Below are 18,493 nucleotides of genomic sequence, written 5' to 3'. Positions count from 1 at the left end.
TTTTGTTCTGGGTTTTTTAACCGTAAAAATTATAATATGAAAAAAGTTTTAACCGGTTTAGATGTACTTAAAGGAGACAATAAATTAGTTTCAGAATTTAAAGGAAATGTAGCCTTACTTTGTCATAATGCCTCTGTAGATGCTAATTGCCAACATGCTACTTTTGTCTTTCAAAATTTATTTAAAAATCGATTTGTAAAGATTTTTGGTCCACAACATGGGTTTTCAACGGATGCTCAAGATAATATGATTGAGACAGATCATACGATACATCCTTTTTTTAATATACCAGTATATTCTTTGTATTCAGAAACGCGAACCCCTTCAGATGAAATGTTAGAAGGGATTGATCATTTGTTTGTAGATATGCAAGATGTAGGTTGTAGAATGTATACATACATATATACTTTAACCTTACTATTAGAGAAATGCGCAGAGAAAAGCATTGAAGTAATTATTTTGGATAGGCCTAATCCACTAAATGGGGAAACAATAGCGGGGAATATATTAGATATGTCTTTTAGCTCCTTCATAGGAAGGCACCCTATGCCAGTAAGGCATGCAATGACAATGGGTGAAGTAGCACAAATGCACCAAAAATTTTGGGTAACCTCTAAAGCTAATGTTAGGGTAATAAAAATGAAGAATTGGCAAAGGAGTATGTACTTTGGGGATACTAAAATACCTTGGTTGCTTCCTTCTCCCAACTTGGCAAGAACGGAGAGTGTTTTTACTTTTCCGAGTACAGTTTTATTTGAAGGAACAGAGCTTAGTGAGGGTAGAGGAACAACACAACCTTTAGAGATAATAGGTTCTCCTAAAATAGAACCTTTCTCATTCTATCATGGTTACTTGTCTGAAGCAATAAAAAAATCAAAATTGAAAGGTTTTGTAGCTAGACCCATAGCTTTTTTGCCCACTTTTCAAAAACACTATGATAAAGTTTGCGGAGGAATTCAGATACATGTTACAGATAGAAAGTTGTTTGAGCCATGGCGGACAGGCCTGTTTTTATTAAAAGAATTTCGTTCTTATTTAGGAGATGATTTTAAATGGAAGCAACCGCCTTATGAATATAATTGTACCCAAATGCCAATAGATATAATTAACGGAACAGATAAACTAAGGAATTGGGTTGAGAATAATGAATCTGTGGCTGCACTTAATTCGTTTGAACATTTGGATGAATACAAAAGACAATTACAAGAAATTAAACTGTATGAATAAAATAATCGATAAAATAGAAGGCTATTGGAACCAATTTTAGTTGTAGGTATTATTATAATTTACTTTGTTCTATTAATGTTTATATCGCATTATACTTCTAAAGGAGCAAGTGAAAATTCTTTTTTTACGGGAGATAGAAAATCTCCGTGGTTTTTAGTAGCATTTGGTATGGTTGGTGCCGGATTATCTGGTGTTACCTTTGTATCATTACCAGGAATGGTAGGGAATAATAATTTTTATTTCTATCAATTTATACTGGGAAATATTGTAGGGTATTTGTTTATAACCTTTGTGTTAATTCCACTTTATTTTAGATTAAGATTAGTGTCTATATATGGGTTTTTAAAAGAGAGATTTGGTATACGTACGTATAAAACGGGTTCCCTCTTTTTTCTAGTATCGCAATCTTTTGGAGCGGCACTTAGGCTCCTTTTGGCAGCAAAAATACTTCAGTTTGCTTTGTTTAATGCATTAGGAGTTCCTTTCTTTATTACAGTGATATTAATTTTAGGTTTGGTATGGTTATACACCAATAAATCGGGTATTAAGACTATCGTATGGACAGATACTATGCAGACCACTTTTTTAATCCTGGGCGCAGTTATTAGTATTTATGCTATAACAAGTTCTTTAAATTGGTCCTTGTATACTTCATTTCAGGAGGTTGTTAATCACGATTATTTTAAAGTGTTTAATTGGGAGTTTAAATCCAGTAACAATTTTTTTAAACAATTTATAGCAGGAATATTAGTCGCTATTGCTATGATTGGTTTAGACCAAAACATGATGCAGAAAACGTTAACCTGTAAAAATCAGTGGGATGCACAAAAGAATACATTAGTTTATAGTTTTATTTTAGCGCTAACTCAATTTCTTTTTTTAGGCCTTGGTGTATTACTCTATATATATGCAGATAAAAATGGCATAGAATTAGCTTTAGGGGAAGATGGAAAATTGCTAAATACAGATGCTCTTTTTCCAAATTTAGCACTTAATTATTTCGGTATTTTTGCAGGAATAAGTTTTTTGTTAGGAATAATTGCAGCTTCTTTTTCAAGTGTAGATTCAGCCTTAACAGCACTTACAACCTCCTTTACGTATGATTTTTTAGACATTTCGAGAAAATCTAAACAAGAGAAAGAAAAACTTAAAAACATAGTATTGTTAGGGTTTTCAGGAGTAGTATTTTTAATAATTATGTTGTTTTCAGAGAGTAAAGGCGATGTAATATCCTTGATATTTAAAGTAGCGGGGTATACCTATGGTCCTCTTTTAGGTCTATATCTATTTGGGATGTTCACAAAAATTAAGATAAAAGATAAGTGGGTTGTATTAGTTTGCTTGGGAGCACCTATACTTACCTATCTATTAAGTGCTTATTTTGTTAAAGTATTCAGTTTTGATTTCGGATTTATAAATATTGCAGTTAATGCAGGGTTAACTGTTCTTGGGTTATTACTAATAAAAGAAAAATAGATGAAAAATATAAAACCTACGACAGAGGAATCTTCCAGATATACCAATTTAGAAAATAGGAGTACTGAGGAGTTACTTAGGAGTATAAACACGGAGGATAAATTAGTTCCTTTGACAATAGAAAAAGTTATCCCGAAGATTGAAAGTTTTGTAGATGTTGTAGTTGATAAAATGAAAAAGGGTGGTAGGTTGTTTTATATTGGTGCAGGAACTAGTGGTAGATTAGGTGTGTTAGATGCTTCTGAATGTCCTCCTACCTTTGGCGTTTCTTCAGATTGGATTATTGGTTTAATTGCAGGAGGCGATATAGCACTTAGAAAAGCAGTTGAAAATGCGGAGGACGATATATTCCAAGCCCAAAAAGATTTAGAAAAATATAAAATAAGTGAAAATGATGTTCTTTTAGGTATTGCGGCTTCAGGAACCACACCCTATGTTGTTGGGGGTTTAAAATTTGCATTAGATGAAAATATAACTTCGGGCTGTATTGTATGTAATACAAACTCGCCAATGGCAGAATTAGCGAAATACCCAATAGAAGTAATTGTAGGGCCAGAATTTGTAACCGGAAGTACAAGAATGAAAGCCGGAACAGCTCAAAAGTTGGTGCTAAATATGATATCTACTGCCGTAATGATTAAACTAGGAAGAGTTATGGGAAATAAAATGGTAGACATGCAATTGTCTAATAAAAAACTAACTAATAGAGCAATGAAAATGGTCGTTGAAGCACTTCATATTTCCGAAGATTTAGCTAGCGAATTGCTAGCTAAAAATAATAGTGTTAGAGCGGTAATAGAAAATTATAAGGCCTAAAAGTGCTAAAAATGTTTGTTTTAGGTAATTGATAATTTAAAAATTTTTTTTTAAACCGCTTTTTGCACTACCTCAAAAACTTTGTTAGCATCACATTTGAGTGTTTTTGCGGGGTATTTTAAAATAAGAGCATAATCATGGGTAGCCATGAGAATGGTTTTCCCTGCTTTATTAATTTCTTGTAATACTTTCATTACTTCAACACTGGTTTGTGGATCAAGATTTCCAGTAGGTTCATCAGCAATAATAAGTTCAGGATTGTTTAGCAAAGCTCTGGCAATAGCAATTCGTTGTTGTTCTCCTCCAGAAAGTTCGTGTGGAAACTTAAATCCTTTGGTTTTCATTCCTACCTTATCTAAAACTTTTTCTATCTGTTGGTTCATTTTACTTTGGTCTTTCCAGCCGGTGGCTTTTAAAACAAAAAGTAGGTTTTTATTAATAGTTCTGTCTGGAAGTAATTTAAAATCTTGGAAAACAATCCCAATTTTTCTTCTTAAAAAAGGGATGTCCTTTTCTTTAAGAGTCTTTAAATTAAAGTCTACAATGGTTCCGGAGCCTTTTTTTAAAGGTAAGTCGCCATATAGTGTTTTCATAAGGCTACTTTTTCCACTTCCTGTTTTACCAATTAAGTAAACAAATTCTCCTTTTTCAACGGTTAAATTAACCTCGTTAAGGATTAAACTTTCCTTTTGAAAAATGGCAACATTATTAAGCTCTAAAATATTCTCTTCCATATTGGTATTGTTGATATAAAAGTAATAAGTTCTGTTGTATTCTGCTACAACCTTTTTTAAAAATCTTTTTGTTTAATTAGCTTTGGGTATTATTTAGGAATAAATTAAGACGCATCCACTTTTTTAATATACTTCGGAACAATATTTGCCGTTATATATTTTAGTTAATAGTTAGAGAACGCTATGTTTAGAAAATACACCGCATTACTTCCCATGATTATGGGAATGGTTTACATTGGTACAGCCCAAGAAACCAAAATTTATACCCACAAAGAAAAAGAATATCAAAACGCATTGGCATTGTACAATAATGAACAATACCAAGCAGCGCAGACTATTTTTGAGAAAGTAAAGGCTAAAACGGAAGATGAAGAAACTGCCGCGAATAGTGCTTATTATTCTGCTAATGCAGCAGTAAGGCTTAATCAACTTGGGGCAGATCGTCTTATGGAAGATTTTGTGGAAAATTACCCAACATCGACTAAAAAGAATGCTGCATTTGCCGATGTGGCTGAATATTATTTTAAAACAGGAAAATACCCTTATGCTTTAAAATGGTATAATAAATTAGATCAAGGTGCTCTTTCTAGAAAAGAGATGGATAAGTTTAATTTTAATTATGGATATTCCTTATTTTCTTCTAAGAAAACAAAAGAAGCCGAAAAATATTTAAGTAAAGTTACTTCTTCCCCAATTTACGGTTCTCAGGCTAAATATTACTTAGGGTATATTTCGTACCAGCAAGATGATTATGAGGCTGCCAATGAACGTTTTGATCAAATAACAGATCAGAAAGTTTTAGAAGAAAAATTATCTTATTACCAAGCGGATATGAATTTTAAGCTTGGTAAGTTTGAGCAAGCTATTGCCTTAGCAAAAAAACAATTGCCAAAGGCGGATCGTAAGGAAGTCTCGGAGTTAAATAAAATTATAGGAGAAAGTTATTTTAATCTAAAGCAATATTCTAACGCAATACCCTATTTAGAAGAGTATAAAGGTAAGCGCGGAAAATGGAGCAATACAGATTATTATTTGTTAGGATATGCCTATTACCAACAACAAGATTACGCCAATGCTATACAGCAGTTTAACAAAATAATAGGAGGAACAAATAGTGTTTCGCAAAACGCTTATTATCATTTGGCAGAATGTTATTTAAAATTAGAGAAAAAGCAAGAGGCATTAAATGCTTTTAGAAATGCATCGCAGATGGATTTTTCTCCTGAAATTCAAAAAGATGCCTATTTAAACTATGCTCGGTTAAGTTATGAAGTGGGGAATGCTTATGAGCCAGTACCTCAGGTAATATCTAACTATTTAAAACAGTATCCAAATGACTCTCATAAGCAAGAAATGCAAGAGCTTTTAGTGGATTCGTATATAACATCGAAGAATTTCTCTGGAGCAATGGAGCTGTTAGAGAAGAATAAAAATTATGCTAGTAAATCTACCTACCAGAAAGTAGCTTTTTATAGAGGGGTAGAATTGTTCGTGGATGCAGACTATGGTACAGCTTCGGAAATCTTCGAGAAATCTATCGCAAGTGCGGAAGATGCAAATTTTAAATCTAGAGCTGTTTATTGGAAAGCAGAATCGGACTATTTGTTAAACAAGTTTGATGCTGCTTTATCCGGATTTATGTCTTTTAAACAAAGCCCAAATGCCTCTTTACTATCAGAGAATACAGAAATAGATTATAATTTAGCATACACCTATTTTAAAAAGAAGGATTACACTAACGCAATAACCTATTTTAATAGTTATACGAGTAGTGGCACATCCGATAATCAGAAGTTAAATGATGGGTATTTACGTTTAGGAGATAGTTATTTTGTTAGTAGAAAGTACTGGCCGGCAATAGAAACATATAATAAGTCTTTAGCTTTAACTGGTCCAGAAAAGGATTATGCTGCCTACCAAAAGGCTATGAGTTATGGTTTTGTAGATCGTAAAGCAAAGAAAATAGATGGGTTAAATAATTTTGTGTCTACCTATACCAAATCAACCTTACGAGATGATGCTTTGTTTGAATTAGGAAATACATACGTAGCCGAAGGGCAAGAGGATAAAGGCTTAAGGGCTTACGATAAATTAATAACCAATTTTAGAGGCAGTTCCTTAGTGCCTCAGGCCTTAGTGCGTCAAGGTTTAGTACATTATAATGCCAATAGAAACGAACAAGCATTAGGGAAATTTAAAACGGTAGTTCGCGATTATCCTAAAACACAAGAAGCAATACAAGCAGTATCTACTGCCAAGCTGGTATATGTAGATTTGGGGAGAGTTAATGAGTATGCTGCTTGGGTTAAAGATTTAGATTTTGTAGAAGTAACAGATAGCGAATTAGACAATGCTACTTTTGAATCTGCTGATAAGCAATATATAGAAGGGAATAAAGATGCGGCAATCCGTGGGTTTCTAAATTATATTAAAGAATTTCCTAATGGCCTTCATAGCATTCAGGCTAATTTTAGTATTGCACAGTTATATTTTGGAAAAGAACAGAAAGAAAAAGCAATACCTTATTATCAATATGTTGCGGATAGTGGCGCTAGCGAATATTCCGAACAAGCTTTAACTAGAATTTGCGAGGTTTATATTGGAGTTAAGAAATATAGCACTGCATTGCCTTATTTAGAAAGGCTAGAGAAGGTTGCTAATATTTCCCAGAATAGAACTTTTGCACAATCGAACTTAATGAAAGGGTATTACGAGCAGAAGAATTATGATAAAACTATAGCTTATGCCGAAAAAGTATTGGCAACACCAACTATAGATAATAGAATAAAGAGTGATGCACAGATAATGATAGCCCGTTCTGCAATTAAGACGAATGACGAGTCGAGAGCTAAAGAAGCGTATGCTAGAGTTCTGAATATTGCAACAGGAGAAACAGCGGCGGAAGCATTGTACTACGATGCTTATTTTAAATATAACGAGGGTGACTTTGAAGCATCCAATACCGCTGTACAGAAATTAGCAAAAGATTACTCTAGTTATAAAGAATGGGGAGGTAAAGGGTTGGTTATAATGGCTAAGAATTTCTATGCTTTGGATGATGCCTACCAAGCTACTTATATTCTAGAAAGCGTCATGGAAAACTTTAGTCAATATCCAGATTTGGTAGCAGAAGCCAAAGGGGAATTAAGAAGTATAAAGGCAAAAGAAGCGAAGAGTAATTCTTCCATAAATCCAAACTAAAATAATTTGTATAACCGATTTTTCGGAACAAAAGAACATTATATGAATAAGTATATTAAAGTAACTTTTATAGCAATTTTAAGCTGTATTCAGTTAGGAGTGGCACAAGAAACAGAAGAGGACGATTTAGGTACGGAAACAGTAACTGTTACTAAGGCGTATTCCCCGACAGTGTCAGATGCTTTTAAAATAAAATCATCCCCTATAATGAACGACTCTATTGCGCTTCAAAAAAAGCCAATAGAATATAGTATTTTTTCTGTGCCAGTTGCATCTACATTTACTCCAGCAAAAGGAAAGGCATCCACTGTTAGTAAGTTGCCGCCACCAGAATTATTTAATTCGTATGCTTCTGCAGGTATTGGTAATTATGGAAATACTACTGCCGAATTTTATACCAGTAGGGCTTTAAATAGAGATGAAAGATTAGATTTGGGATTAAATCATAATTCTTCTAGAGGAGATTTAGATGGGGTGGTTTTAGATAATATTTTTTCGGATTCTAAATTAGATGCTTCATATTCTAAAAGAGATAGAGATATGGATTGGGGTGCAGATGTAGCCTTGCAACATCAATTATATAATTGGTACGGCTTGCCTTCTAGTATTACAGATGTAGATGTTATTGATGGGATTGATGCGCATCAAAATTATTATATGGGTGAAGCTGCGGCACATATCAACGTAGAGGATGCAATTTTTAAAAAGGCAGATTTAAAGTATAGAAGATTTTGGGATGCTGTTAAATCTGGAGAAAATAGAGTGGTTTTTAATGCCACGGCACAGTTTCCTGTAAATGACGAAACTTTAGATGTCAATGCTAATATTGATTATGTTAATGGAAAATTTAAAAACGATGATATTAATAATACTGCAAACTTAGCAGGTAGTACCTATAGGAATATTCAAGTGGGTATAAACCCTAGTTTAACTATGTTGCGAGATGATTTGTCGCTGCGTTTAGGGGTTAATTTGGTATACGGTGTAGATACCGAAAATAGCGATACTAACTTTTATATATACCCGGCAGTTACAGCCTCCTATAGATTGATAGATGAAACCGTAATTGCATATGGAGGAATAGTAGGGGAGCTAAAGCAGAACTCATATTATGATTTTGTGGAAGAAAACTCCTTTGTGTCACCAACTTTGGAAATTGCCCCAACAGATAAACAGTATAATGCGTATGGAGGATTAAAAGGACAACTATTGCCTAATCTTAGTTATAATATAAAAGCCTTTTACTCGGCGGAAAATAAAAAACCTTTGTATAAGCTAAATCCTATAAATAATTTTAGGGATGATGAGAAAGGATATTTTTACGGAAATTCTTTTGAAGTCTTTTATGATGATATAAAAACACTAGGTTTCTTTGCGGAATTAAATGTAGATGTAAATAGAAATTTTACGCTTGGAGTAAATGCTGAATTTTTGGATTATAGTACAGAAACAGGGAACTCTGCTTGGAATTTACCAACAACCAAAGCCTCTGTATTTATGGATTATCAAATTGGTAAAAAATGGTTTATGGGTGCTAATTTGTTTTATGTAGGAAAGCGTCAAGATTTTTCTACAACTGTAGTGCAAAATGTATTACCAGCAGATTATCCAGCAACCATTATAGATTTGGATAGTTATTTAGATGCCAATGCTCATGTAGGATATCGCTATACCAAACAATGGTCTTTCTTTTTAAAGGCAGCGAATATCGCAAATACAGATTACCAACGTTGGGCTAATTACCCAGTGCAAGGAATTCAAATTTTAGGAGGAGCTACGTATAAATTTAATTTTTAGATTTATTTGTAATAGAAGGTTTGTCGTATTATTGATAAAGAGTTATACTTTTTTATTGTAGTTGTCGTTAGGAATATATAATATTGTAAGTTAATACTTACATTAAAATATATTAAATTCCCCTATATGCGTTTATTTAAGTTCTCTTTTTTAGTTTTAATTCTGTTTCATGCAAATTGTATTCAGAGTCAAAATTTGGTAAAAAACCCTAGTTTCGAAAATTTTGAAGATTGCCCAAAAGAATTGGGGAATGTAACTACAGATGTTCGGAGTTGGAGTAGAGCCACAGAAGGAACATCAGATTATTTTAATGAATGTAGTTCTAAAATGGGTGTCCCCGAGAATTTTAACGGAACCCAGACTGCGGCTTTTGGAAAGGGCTATGCGGGAATGTATTTATTGGCTCCTAATAATTATCGGGAGTACTTACAAGGAGAATTAAACCAAACACTTAAAAAAAATAAACGCTATGGTGTTACCTTTTATTTAAGTCTTTCCGAAAAATCAATATTAGCTATTCAAGAGTTAGGAATATTACTTTCAGAGAAGCGTATAGATGTGCAAAGTACTAAAGTAATAGGAGGTGAAAGTTTTATTAATGGAAAATCTTTAAAAAATTACAGTTATAAAAAAGCATATAATCCTAAGTTTTATATAGACAAGAAAGGGTGGATGAAAGTCTATGTTGAAATTATAGCTAAGGGGAAAGAAAACTTTATAACCATTGGTAATTTTAAAGATAATTCTAATACCAAGACAGAAAAGACAAAAGGGACAAAATCGGCATCTTATTATTATCTAGATATGGTCTCTGTTATGTCAATAGAAAGTGATTTTTATGATAATTTAGAAGTAGATAAAGTCTATGCTTTAAAAAATGTTTTGTTTCCGATAGATGAATATAAATTGAATAATAAATCTAAGTTCGATTTAAAAGTGTTGTATAATCAGCTTAAAAAAAATCCAGAACTATTTATTGCAATTCATGCACATACGGATAATCAAGGAGCTAAATCTTATAATAAAAGTCTTTCTGTAAATAGAGCAAAGAGTGTTGCAAATTACTTAATAAAATTAGGCGTAAAAGAAAAACGTATACAATGGTATGGTCATGGAGATGAAAAACCTGCGGTAGATAATTTAACGCCAGAAGATAAACGAAAAAATAGGCGAGCAGAGTTTGTTTTGTCTAAAAGAAGATTTGCTCCAAGTGCCAATAGAGGTTCCTTCGCCGAAACTAGGTTCGAGGAGGACAATTAATTTTTTTTGATAAGATGTTTCTTTTTGGGTCACACCAATACAGGTTCCTATTTAAGAAAGAGCATTTCTAAAATGCACTTGTCTAAGTTAAATCTTGATTCTAAGACATATTTAGAAATTGGTTACAGTAATTTTTATAAGGATACTAGAGATTGGGTTTTAGTACATACTCAGTTTAGGGCTACAGAGAAGAAAATGCAACAAACAAAGAAAATTCTAAAAATAGAAGAGTGGAATTTGTAATAACCAAAGGATAAAAGGGTTTGTCTGTTAGCCTTTTAAATCCATTTCTTTAAGACTTTCTATTCTATTCCGTATTAGGAAAGCATCAATAGTTTCAAAATGTTCAATCACTCGTTTTTCTTTAAACTCGAATACTTTTTTGGATAGTCCTTGTAGAAAATCTCGATCGTGAGATACTAAAATTAAAGTACCATCAAATTCTATAAGAGCTTCTTTTAAAACGTCTTTAGATTTTAAATCTAAATGGTTAGTAGGCTCATCTAGTATTAAAACATTTACTGGGTCTAGTAAAAGTTTAACCATTGCTAATCTTGTTTTTTCTCCACCAGATAAGACTGCTACTTTTTTGTCAATGACATCTCCGCTAAACATAAACCTTCCTAAAACATTTTTTACTTGGGTTCTTATGTCTCCTTTAGCAACTTCGTCTACAGTTTGGAAAACCGTTAGTTCAGGATCTAATAAAGAAGCCTGGTTTTGGGCAAAGTACCCCACTTTGGCATTATGTCCTAAAGTACACGTACCTTCAAAATCTATTTGGCCCATAATAGCTTTAATCATCGTAGATTTTCCTTCCCCGTTTCTTCCAACAAAAGAAACTTTTTCTCCTCTGGCAATACTAAGGTTCGCATTTTTAAAAACTACATGTTCGTCATAGCTTTTAGAAAGTTCTATTGCAGTTACTGGGTAATCTCCAGAACGAGGAGCAGGAGGAAAGCGCAAGCGCAATGAGCTATTGTCTACTTCGTCTATCTCTATAATTTTTAGCTTTTCTAGCATTTTTTCTCTAGAAGAAACCTGATTTGTTTTGGAGTAAGTGCCTTTAAAACGATCTATAAAAGCTTGGTTATCGGCAATAAACCTTTGCTGTTCTTGGAATGCTTTTATTTGGTGGCTTCTACGGTCTTCTCGTAGTTGTAGATAATGTGTATACTTTGCTTTGTAGTCATAGATACGCCCCATAGTTACTTCTACGGTACGGTTGGTTATATTATCAATAAAAGCACGATCATGCGATATTACTAGAACTGCTTTAGCTTTGTTGATTAAAAAATCTTCTAACCATAAAACAGATTCAATATCTACATGGTTGGTAGGTTCATCTAATAAAATTAAATCTGGTTTTTGTAATAATATTTTAACCAGTTCAATACGCATTCGCCAGCCACCACTAAATTCACTTGTTGGTCTATGGAAATCATCTCGTTTAAATCCTAAGCCACCTAAAGCTATTTCTACTTCAGCGGCGTAATTTATGTCTTCTAGAGCATAATACTCTTCTCCTAAATCGGATACTTTTTGAATGAGTTTCATGTACTCTTCAGATTCATAATCTGTGCGCGTTTCTAACGCAGTGTTTATTTCCTCAATTTCATCACGCATCGTAAAAATATGGCTAAATGCTTTGGATGCTTCTTCAAAGACGGTGCAATTGTCTTCTGTAAGTAAATGTTGAGGTAAATAAGCAATAACGGCATCTTTAGGGCATCGAATATTTCCTCGAGTAGGGTTTTGAATTCCAGCAATAATTTTCATTAGAGTAGATTTGCCAGCTCCATTTTTACCCATAAGGGCAATTTTGTCTTGTTCGTTTATGACAAAAGAAACATCGCTAAACAAAGTATCGCCACTGAATTCTACTGCTATATTATCTACTGAAATCATAGTGTTTTTTTAAAAATGCAAAACTAGGTAAAACCAACAAATGTTAAGCCTATAACTTCTTTTAAAAAGAAAATCTTAAGCAAGTACAATAATAAGGATGGTGAAGGGATTATGGATAAGCCTGAAAATATAAAAAACCATGGTGTAGCCATGGTTTTTTATAAATGTTTTAATTATAACTAAAGGGTAATAGGAACGGAAACCCTTGTTTTTCCCCATCCCATAACTAAATGAACTTCTTCATCTACCTTATTAAAGCTAATAGAAAAAGCCTCTAAGGATTCTTTGTCATTATTAGGCGTAACTTTTATACGTGCTACATCGCTATCCTTATCGTAAGTGTATGCGCCCCATTGGTTCAATTTGGAATTAAGTATTATAGTCCACTCTTTTTCTCCTGGAATAGAAAATAAAGAATAAGTTCCTGGTTGAATAGTTTCTCCTGCTAGTTTTACTTCTTTATAAAAAATAATTTCAGAAGCTTCATTAGCTCCTGTGCGCCATACCTCATTAGAAGGAGCAAGCTGTGCAACAGAACGACCTTTTAATTGCGGTCTGCTGTAGGTTACACGGACTACTTTTTCAGATATTTTATAACTACTAGGGTAAGTAGCCATATCCATTGGACTTTTGTCTAAGCCATTGAATTTTTGAGCGTTAACTTGGGAGGAAAATACCAAAGCGAATGCCATAGTTGCAAGTACAAGAAAGTTTTTCATAATAGTGATTGTTTTATATAAGAATCAAATCTAGTGAGTTCTTCACTTTAATTTTGATAAAAAGTCGTTAAAATTTCAGCAACTTACAAAACGTAGTTTGCAAGGAGGTTTAATTTTATTTTTTATGCTTAATTGTTACATTTGTATTAAAAAAAGTTTCTATTTGTAACCAAATTAATGTTTTGTGTTTTGTAATTGAAAGATAATATGCATCTTTGTTTAAGAATTGATATAATTATAATGATATGTGTGGAATTGTATGTGCATTTGATGTAAAGGAGAGCACAGAGGCGTTAAGACCTCAGTTATTAGAGATGTCTAAGAAAATTAGACATAGAGGACCGGATTGGAGTGGAATATATGCAAATGATAAAGCTATTTTAGCTCATGAGAGATTAGCTATTGTAGATCCAGCCTCCGGAAAGCAACCTTTATTTAGTGAAGATAAAAAATTGGTGTTAGCTGCTAATGGTGAAATTTATAATCATAGAGAGTTAAGGGAGCAATTTAAAGGAAAATATAATTTTGCAACAGAATCGGATTGTGAAGTGATATTGGCATTGTACCAAGAAAAAGGAGCTGATTTTTTAGATGAAATGAATGGCATTTTTGGTTTTGCAATATATAATTCTGAGGACGACTCCTATTTTATAGCTAGAGACCATATGGGTATTATACCTTTATATATGGGATGGGACCAAAATGGAACTTTTTATGTGGCATCCGAATTAAAAGCTTTAGAAGGTGTTTGTACAAAAATTGAATTGTTTCCTCCTGGACATTATTTAGAAAGTAAAGATGGAGAGCTTAAAAGGTGGTATTCTAGAGATTGGATGGAGTATGATGCTGTTAAGGAAAACGAAACAAGTATACAAGAAATAAAGGAAGCTTTAGAGGCAGCTGTTCATAGACAGTTAATGTCAGATGTGCCTTATGGAGTTCTTTTATCTGGAGGTTTAGATTCATCAGTAACTTCTGCGATTGCTAAAAAATATGCACAAAAAAGGATAGAATCCGGGGATACTACAGATGCATGGTGGCCTCAATTACATTCTTTTTCAGTGGGATTAGAAGGTTCTCCAGATTTAGCCGCAGCACGTAAAGTGGCAGATCATATAGATACGATACACCATGAAATAAAATTTACAATTCAAGAAGGGTTAGATGCTATTAAAGATGTAGTGTATAACTTAGAAACGTATGATGTTACTACTATTAGAGCATCAACTCCTATGTATTTAATGGCGAGAGTTATTAAGTCTATGGGGATAAAAATGGTATTGTCAGGAGAAGGGGCAGACGAACTTTTTGGAGGGTATTTATACTTCCATAAAGCACCAAATGCAGAGGAATTTCATGAAGAAACTGTTCGTAAATTAAGCAAGCTTCATATGTACGATTGTTTGCGTGCAAACAAATCGTTAGCGGCTTGGGGAATAGAAGGTCGTGTTCCTTTTTTAGATAAAGAATTTATAGATGTAGCAATGCGTATTAACCCACAAGATAAAATGATTAATGGGGAGCGTATGGAAAAATGGGTTGTTCGTAAGGCTTTTGAGGATATGATTCCAGAAAGTGTAGCTTGGAGACAAAAAGAACAATTTTCAGATGGAGTAGGATATAGCTGGATAGATACTTTAAAAGAAGTAGTGGATACAGAAGTTACGGACGAGCAATTAGAAAATGCAAAGTTTAGATATCCGTTACAAACACCAACATCAAAAGAAGAGTTTTATTACCGTTCTATTTTTGAACAACATTTTCCTTCAGATGCAGCGGCATTATGTGTGCCTCAAGAAGCATCTGTAGCATGTAGTACAAAAATTGCATTAGAATGGGATGAAGCATTTAAAAATATGAATGACCCTTCAGGAAGAGCAGTAGCTCATGTCCATGAAGATGCATATTAATTTATGCGTTGTTAGCAGTAATGCTGTTTGTCTATTCGTAAGAGTAGAGCCAGTTTTTTATTTTAATTAGTCCTTAAGAAGCGCCCATTTGGGTGCTTCTTTTGTCATAGGAAGTAAGTTTGTTTAATGCTTGAAAATCAATTATTGTAGGTAATTGATTTTTTTATAAAAGAGGTATATTAAATTAAGAGGTTTTTTAGAGACTTTTAGGATAATAGTTAAAGTATATTTTTTTATAAAAACTTATTTAAGACCCTTTTAAGGCTTTTTTACGAACTTTTTTAGATTTTAGGTAAATGTTGATAACTATTTAATATCGGCTTAAAATCATTTAAAAAAGAATATCCTTTATTTTATCTTTGTTAAGTTGCTATTGCAATAAGTATAATAGGAATAAAAATTAATATGAGCGAAGAAGCAAAAAAGAATAATTATTCGGCAGACAGTATTCAGGCCCTTGAGGGAATGGAACATGTACGTATGCGTCCTTCTATGTATATTGGAGATGTTGGTACGAGAGGTTTACATCATTTAGTTTATGAAGTAGTAGATAACTCTATTGATGAAGCAATGGGAGGTTATTGCGATACGATTAGTGTTGTGATAAATGAAGATAATTCTATTACTACAAAAGACAATGGTAGAGGTATACCTGTAGACCTTCATAAGAAAGAGGGAGTATCTGCCTTACAAGTTGTAATGACTAAAATTGGTGCCGGAGGTAAATTCGATAAGGATTCTTATAAGGTATCTGGTGGTTTGCACGGGGTAGGTGTCTCTTGTGTTAATGCGCTTTCTAATCACTTAACAGCAACAGTTCATAGAGATGGTGTTATTTGGGAACAAGAATATGAGAAAGGAAAAGCATTATATCCAGTAAAGCGTATAGGAGAAACGGAAGAAAGAGGTACGATTGTAACTTTTAGACCAGATGACACTATATTTACCCAAACAGTAGAATATAATTATGAAACTCTTGCGAATAGAATGCGGGAACTATCTTTTTTAAATAAAGGTATAACCATTACTATAACAGATAAGAGAAATAAAGACGATAAAGGAGAGTTTATATCTGAAGTTTTTCATTCAACTGAAGGACTTAAAGAGTTTGTTAGATTTTTAGATGGTACTAGGGAATCTTTAATACAGAATGTTATCTCCATGGAAGGAGAAAAGAATGACATTCCTGTTGAGGTAGCTATGATTTATAATACTTCGTATACAGAGAACCTTCATTCGTATGTGAATAACATTAATACCCACGAAGGGGGAACACATTTATCTGGTTTTAGAAGAGGACTTACTAGTACTTTAAAAAAGTACGCAGACGCTTCTGGGATGTTAGATAAGTTAAAGTTTGAAATTCAAGGGGATGACTTTAGAGAAGGCTTAACTGCAATTGTTTCTGTAAAAGTAGCAGAGCCACAGTTCGAAGGGCAAACAAAAACAAAATTAGGGAACAGAGAGGTCTCTTCCGCAGTAAGTCAGTCAGTATCAGAAATGTTGACTAATTACTTAGAGGAAAATCCAGACGATGCTAAAATTATTATTCAAAAGGTGATTTTAGCAGCGCAAGCACGTCATGCAGCAACAAAAGCTCGTGAAATGGTGCAGCGTAAAACGGTAATGAGTATTGGTGGTTTGCCAGGGAAATTATCCGATTGTTCTGATCAAGACCCAGTTAACTGCGAAGTATTCTTGGTTGAGGGAGATTCGGCAGGTGGTACTGCCAAACAAGGAAGAGATAGAATGTTTCAAGCGATACTTCCATTAAGAGGTAAAATTCTTAATGTGGAAAAAGCTATGCCGCATCGTGTTTTTGAGAACGAAGAGATAAAAAACATTTACACAGCTCTTGGAGTTACTATTGGTACAGAAGAGGATAGTAAAGCTTTAAATTTATCTAAACTAAGATATCATAAAGTAGTTATTATGTGTGATGCCGATGTAGATGGTAGCCACATTGAAACACTTATTTTGACTTTCTTTTTCCGTTATATGCGCGAATTAATTGAAGGAGGGCATGTGTATATTGCTACGCCACCATTATATTTAGTAAAGAAAGGTACTAAAAAGAGATACGCTTGGAATGATGAAGAGCGAGATGCTATTGCTGAAAGTTTTAATGGAAGCGTAGGTATTCAGAGATATAAAGGTTTAGGGGAAATGAATGCAGAACAATTGTGGGATACCACCATGAATCCTGAATTTAGAACTTTAAGGCAAATTGTAATAGATAATGCCACAGAAACAGATAGAGTTTTCTCTATGCTTATGGGTGATGAAGTGCCTCCAAGAAGAGAATTTATTGAGAAGAATGCTGTTTATGCGAACATTGATGTATAAGAAAAGCTAGTTACACAACAAAAAATCGCCCCTAAAGGGCGATTTTTTTAGTTTTAGGAAAAATTTTAATCATGAAAAAAATATTTTCCTTATTAGTGTTGGTCTGTAGTTTACAGGCAGTGGCGCAATCTAACATCAACGATTTGTTGGCAGCAGGATTAAATGACGCTGAAAAATTTACTACGGCATATATGACCCCTGTTTCAGAAGGGTTAATGTCTAGTATGTCTAATGGTTGGTATAATTCTGGAAAAGCAAAACCTTTAGGTGGTTTCGAGATTTCTATTATTGGTAATATGGCATCCTTTAAAAATAACGATGACAAAAAAGCATTTGTATTAAATACGGCGGATTATGAAAATATCCAATTTCAAGATGGCAGTACTTCCAATTTGGTGTCTACTGCTCTCGGAGATATAGAAGGTCAAAATATTGTAATATCGGCTACTGTTAATGGTAATAATGTAAACGAGACTATAGAGTTGCCATCTGGGTTAGCATCGGAAAATATTAATTTTATTCCTTCCGCTTTTATTCAAGCTAGTGTAGGGTTAATAAAAGGAACAGAGCTTAAGGCTAGGTTTTTGCCTAAAATTGATGCAGACGGATCAAAAGTTGGTTTTTATGGAGTGGGGCTACAACATGAGTTTACTAAGCATTTGCCAGCAGATAAGATTCTTCCTGTTGCTATATCGGGTGTAATAGGGTATACGCATTTAGATGGTACGTATAATTTGGAAAGTACTAACGCAATTTCAGGAGCCAACCAAAGTTTAGATTTAGTAATGAATACTTGGGTGTTTCAGGCCGTGGTATCTACTAAATTACCTATAATTAATTTTTATGGAGGGATTGGTTATGTGACAGGAACATCGGAAATCGATGTTTTAGGTACGTATGAAGTTTCTGCAACACCATTACCTATAACGTATACAGATCCATTTTCTTTGAATAATAAAATAAGTGGAGTAACGGGTAATGTAGGAGCAAAGTTAAAACTAGGATTTTTTAGATTACATGCAGATTATACTTTAGCAGAATTTAATAGTTTGTCTTTTGGAGTTAATTTTGGATTTAGATAAAAAAATTAAACCCCGCT

13 protein-coding genes are annotated in these 18,493 nt (G+C 33.5%); 10 read left to right on the top strand and 3 right to left on the bottom strand.

What is annotated here, in order from left to right:
- The first annotated feature begins 36 nt into the window (after window positions 1-36).
- From QZZ51_RS01255 to murQ, 3 genes are read left to right on the top strand one after another with little or no spacing between them, the layout of a single operon-like run.
- Window positions 37-1,227: a DUF1343 domain-containing protein gene (locus tag QZZ51_RS01255; RefSeq protein WP_291864761.1), complete on the top strand. Its 1,191-nt coding sequence runs from the start codon at window positions 37-39 to the stop codon at window positions 1,225-1,227.
- Between the two features lie 24 nt (window positions 1,228-1,251).
- Entirely contained in the window at window positions 1,252-2,703 is a 1,452-nt protein-coding gene (locus QZZ51_RS01250; RefSeq protein WP_291864758.1) for a sodium:solute symporter, read from the top strand.
- Window positions 2,704-3,519 (top strand): N-acetylmuramic acid 6-phosphate etherase, encoded by an 816-nt coding sequence (murQ, locus tag QZZ51_RS01245; protein ID WP_291864756.1) that lies wholly within the window; start codon window positions 2,704-2,706, stop codon window positions 3,517-3,519. It begins immediately after the preceding gene.
- A gap of 50 nt (window positions 3,520-3,569) precedes the next feature.
- On the opposite strand, the gene QZZ51_RS01240 is transcribed toward murQ, so the two are convergent.
- Window positions 3,570-4,253 (bottom strand): ATP-binding cassette domain-containing protein, encoded by a 684-nt coding sequence (locus QZZ51_RS01240; RefSeq protein WP_291864754.1) that lies wholly within the window; start codon window positions 4,251-4,253, stop codon window positions 3,570-3,572.
- 183 nt (window positions 4,254-4,436) lie between these two features.
- Here QZZ51_RS01240 and QZZ51_RS01235 point away from each other — a divergent pair, with 183 nt between their 5' ends.
- The 4 genes from QZZ51_RS01235 (at window position 4,437) to QZZ51_RS01220 (ending at window position 10,754) form a co-directional block, all read left to right on the top strand.
- The gene (locus tag QZZ51_RS01235; RefSeq protein WP_291864752.1) at window positions 4,437-7,454 is read left to right on the top strand and encodes a tetratricopeptide repeat protein; all 3,018 of its coding nucleotides are present in this window, start codon (window positions 4,437-4,439) and stop codon (window positions 7,452-7,454) included.
- A 42-nt stretch (window positions 7,455-7,496) separates the two neighbouring features.
- A complete protein-coding gene (locus QZZ51_RS01230) occupies window positions 7,497-9,251 on the top strand; it encodes a TonB-dependent receptor (protein ID WP_291864749.1) in 1,755 nt (584 codons plus the stop codon).
- 126 nt (window positions 9,252-9,377) lie between these two features.
- Window positions 9,378-10,511 carry an OmpA family protein gene (locus QZZ51_RS01225; RefSeq protein ID WP_291864747.1) on the top strand — a complete coding sequence of 378 codons (1,134 nt, stop codon included), beginning with the start codon at window positions 9,378-9,380 and terminating at the stop codon, window positions 10,509-10,511.
- A gap of 24 nt (window positions 10,512-10,535) precedes the next feature.
- On the top strand, window positions 10,536-10,754 hold the full coding sequence (locus tag QZZ51_RS01220; protein ID WP_291864746.1) for a hypothetical protein: 219 nt from the start codon (window positions 10,536-10,538) through the stop codon (window positions 10,752-10,754).
- A 27-nt stretch (window positions 10,755-10,781) separates the two neighbouring features.
- On the opposite strand, the gene QZZ51_RS01215 is transcribed toward QZZ51_RS01220, so the two are convergent.
- Window positions 10,782-12,419 (bottom strand): ABC-F family ATP-binding cassette domain-containing protein, encoded by a 1,638-nt coding sequence (locus QZZ51_RS01215; RefSeq protein WP_291864744.1) that lies wholly within the window; start codon window positions 12,417-12,419, stop codon window positions 10,782-10,784.
- A gap of 179 nt (window positions 12,420-12,598) precedes the next feature.
- A complete protein-coding gene (locus QZZ51_RS01210; protein ID WP_291864742.1) occupies window positions 12,599-13,138 on the bottom strand; it encodes a DUF2911 domain-containing protein in 540 nt (179 codons plus the stop codon).
- A gap of 245 nt (window positions 13,139-13,383) precedes the next feature.
- On the opposite strand from QZZ51_RS01210, the gene asnB reads away from it, so the two are divergent.
- The 3 genes from asnB to QZZ51_RS01195 all read left to right on the top strand — a co-directional run bounded on the left by asnB (window position 13,384) and on the right by QZZ51_RS01195 (window position 18,476).
- Complete coding sequence (asnB, locus tag QZZ51_RS01205; RefSeq protein WP_291864740.1) at window positions 13,384-15,048, top strand: asparagine synthase B; 1,665 nt, start codon at window positions 13,384-13,386, stop codon at window positions 15,046-15,048.
- Window positions 15,049-15,453: 405 nt separating this feature from the next.
- Window positions 15,454-17,394, top strand: a complete 1,941-nt coding sequence (gyrB, locus tag QZZ51_RS01200; protein WP_291864739.1) for a DNA topoisomerase (ATP-hydrolyzing) subunit B — start codon at window positions 15,454-15,456, stop codon at window positions 17,392-17,394.
- Window positions 17,395-17,465: 71 nt separating this feature from the next.
- Window positions 17,466-18,476, top strand: a complete 1,011-nt coding sequence (locus QZZ51_RS01195; RefSeq protein ID WP_291864736.1) for a DUF6588 family protein — start codon at window positions 17,466-17,468, stop codon at window positions 18,474-18,476.
- Window positions 18,477-18,493: the final 17 nt, after the last annotated feature.

It is taken from the genome of Maribacter sp., assembly GCF_016744255.1.
GTDB lineage: Bacteria > Bacteroidota > Bacteroidia > Flavobacteriales > Flavobacteriaceae > Maribacter_B.
Note: the sequence above shows the minus strand (reverse complement) of the source record. Positions and strands in the feature narration are given on the sequence as shown.

Coding starts and splice junctions, on each gene's coding strand:
- QZZ51_RS01235 (WP_291864752.1), top strand. CDS start 4,437: ATGTTTAGAAAATACACCGCATTACTTCCCATGATTATGGGAATGGTT.
- QZZ51_RS01210 (WP_291864742.1), bottom strand. CDS start 13,138: ATGAAAAACTTTCTTGTACTTGCAACTATGGCATTCGCTTTGGTATTT.
- QZZ51_RS01215 (WP_291864744.1), bottom strand. CDS start 12,419: ATGATTTCAGTAGATAATATAGCAGTAGAATTCAGTGGCGATACTTTG.
- QZZ51_RS01195 (WP_291864736.1), top strand. CDS start 17,466: ATGAAAAAAATATTTTCCTTATTAGTGTTGGTCTGTAGTTTACAGGCA.
- QZZ51_RS01240 (WP_291864754.1), bottom strand. CDS start 4,253: ATGGAAGAGAATATTTTAGAGCTTAATAATGTTGCCATTTTTCAAAAG.
- asnB (WP_291864740.1), top strand. CDS start 13,384: ATGTGTGGAATTGTATGTGCATTTGATGTAAAGGAGAGCACAGAGGCG.
- QZZ51_RS01255 (WP_291864761.1), top strand. CDS start 37: ATGAAAAAAGTTTTAACCGGTTTAGATGTACTTAAAGGAGACAATAAA.
- gyrB (WP_291864739.1), top strand. CDS start 15,454: ATGAGCGAAGAAGCAAAAAAGAATAATTATTCGGCAGACAGTATTCAG.
- QZZ51_RS01225 (WP_291864747.1), top strand. CDS start 9,378: ATGCGTTTATTTAAGTTCTCTTTTTTAGTTTTAATTCTGTTTCATGCA.
- QZZ51_RS01230 (WP_291864749.1), top strand. CDS start 7,497: ATGAATAAGTATATTAAAGTAACTTTTATAGCAATTTTAAGCTGTATT.
- murQ (WP_291864756.1), top strand. CDS start 2,704: ATGAAAAATATAAAACCTACGACAGAGGAATCTTCCAGATATACCAAT.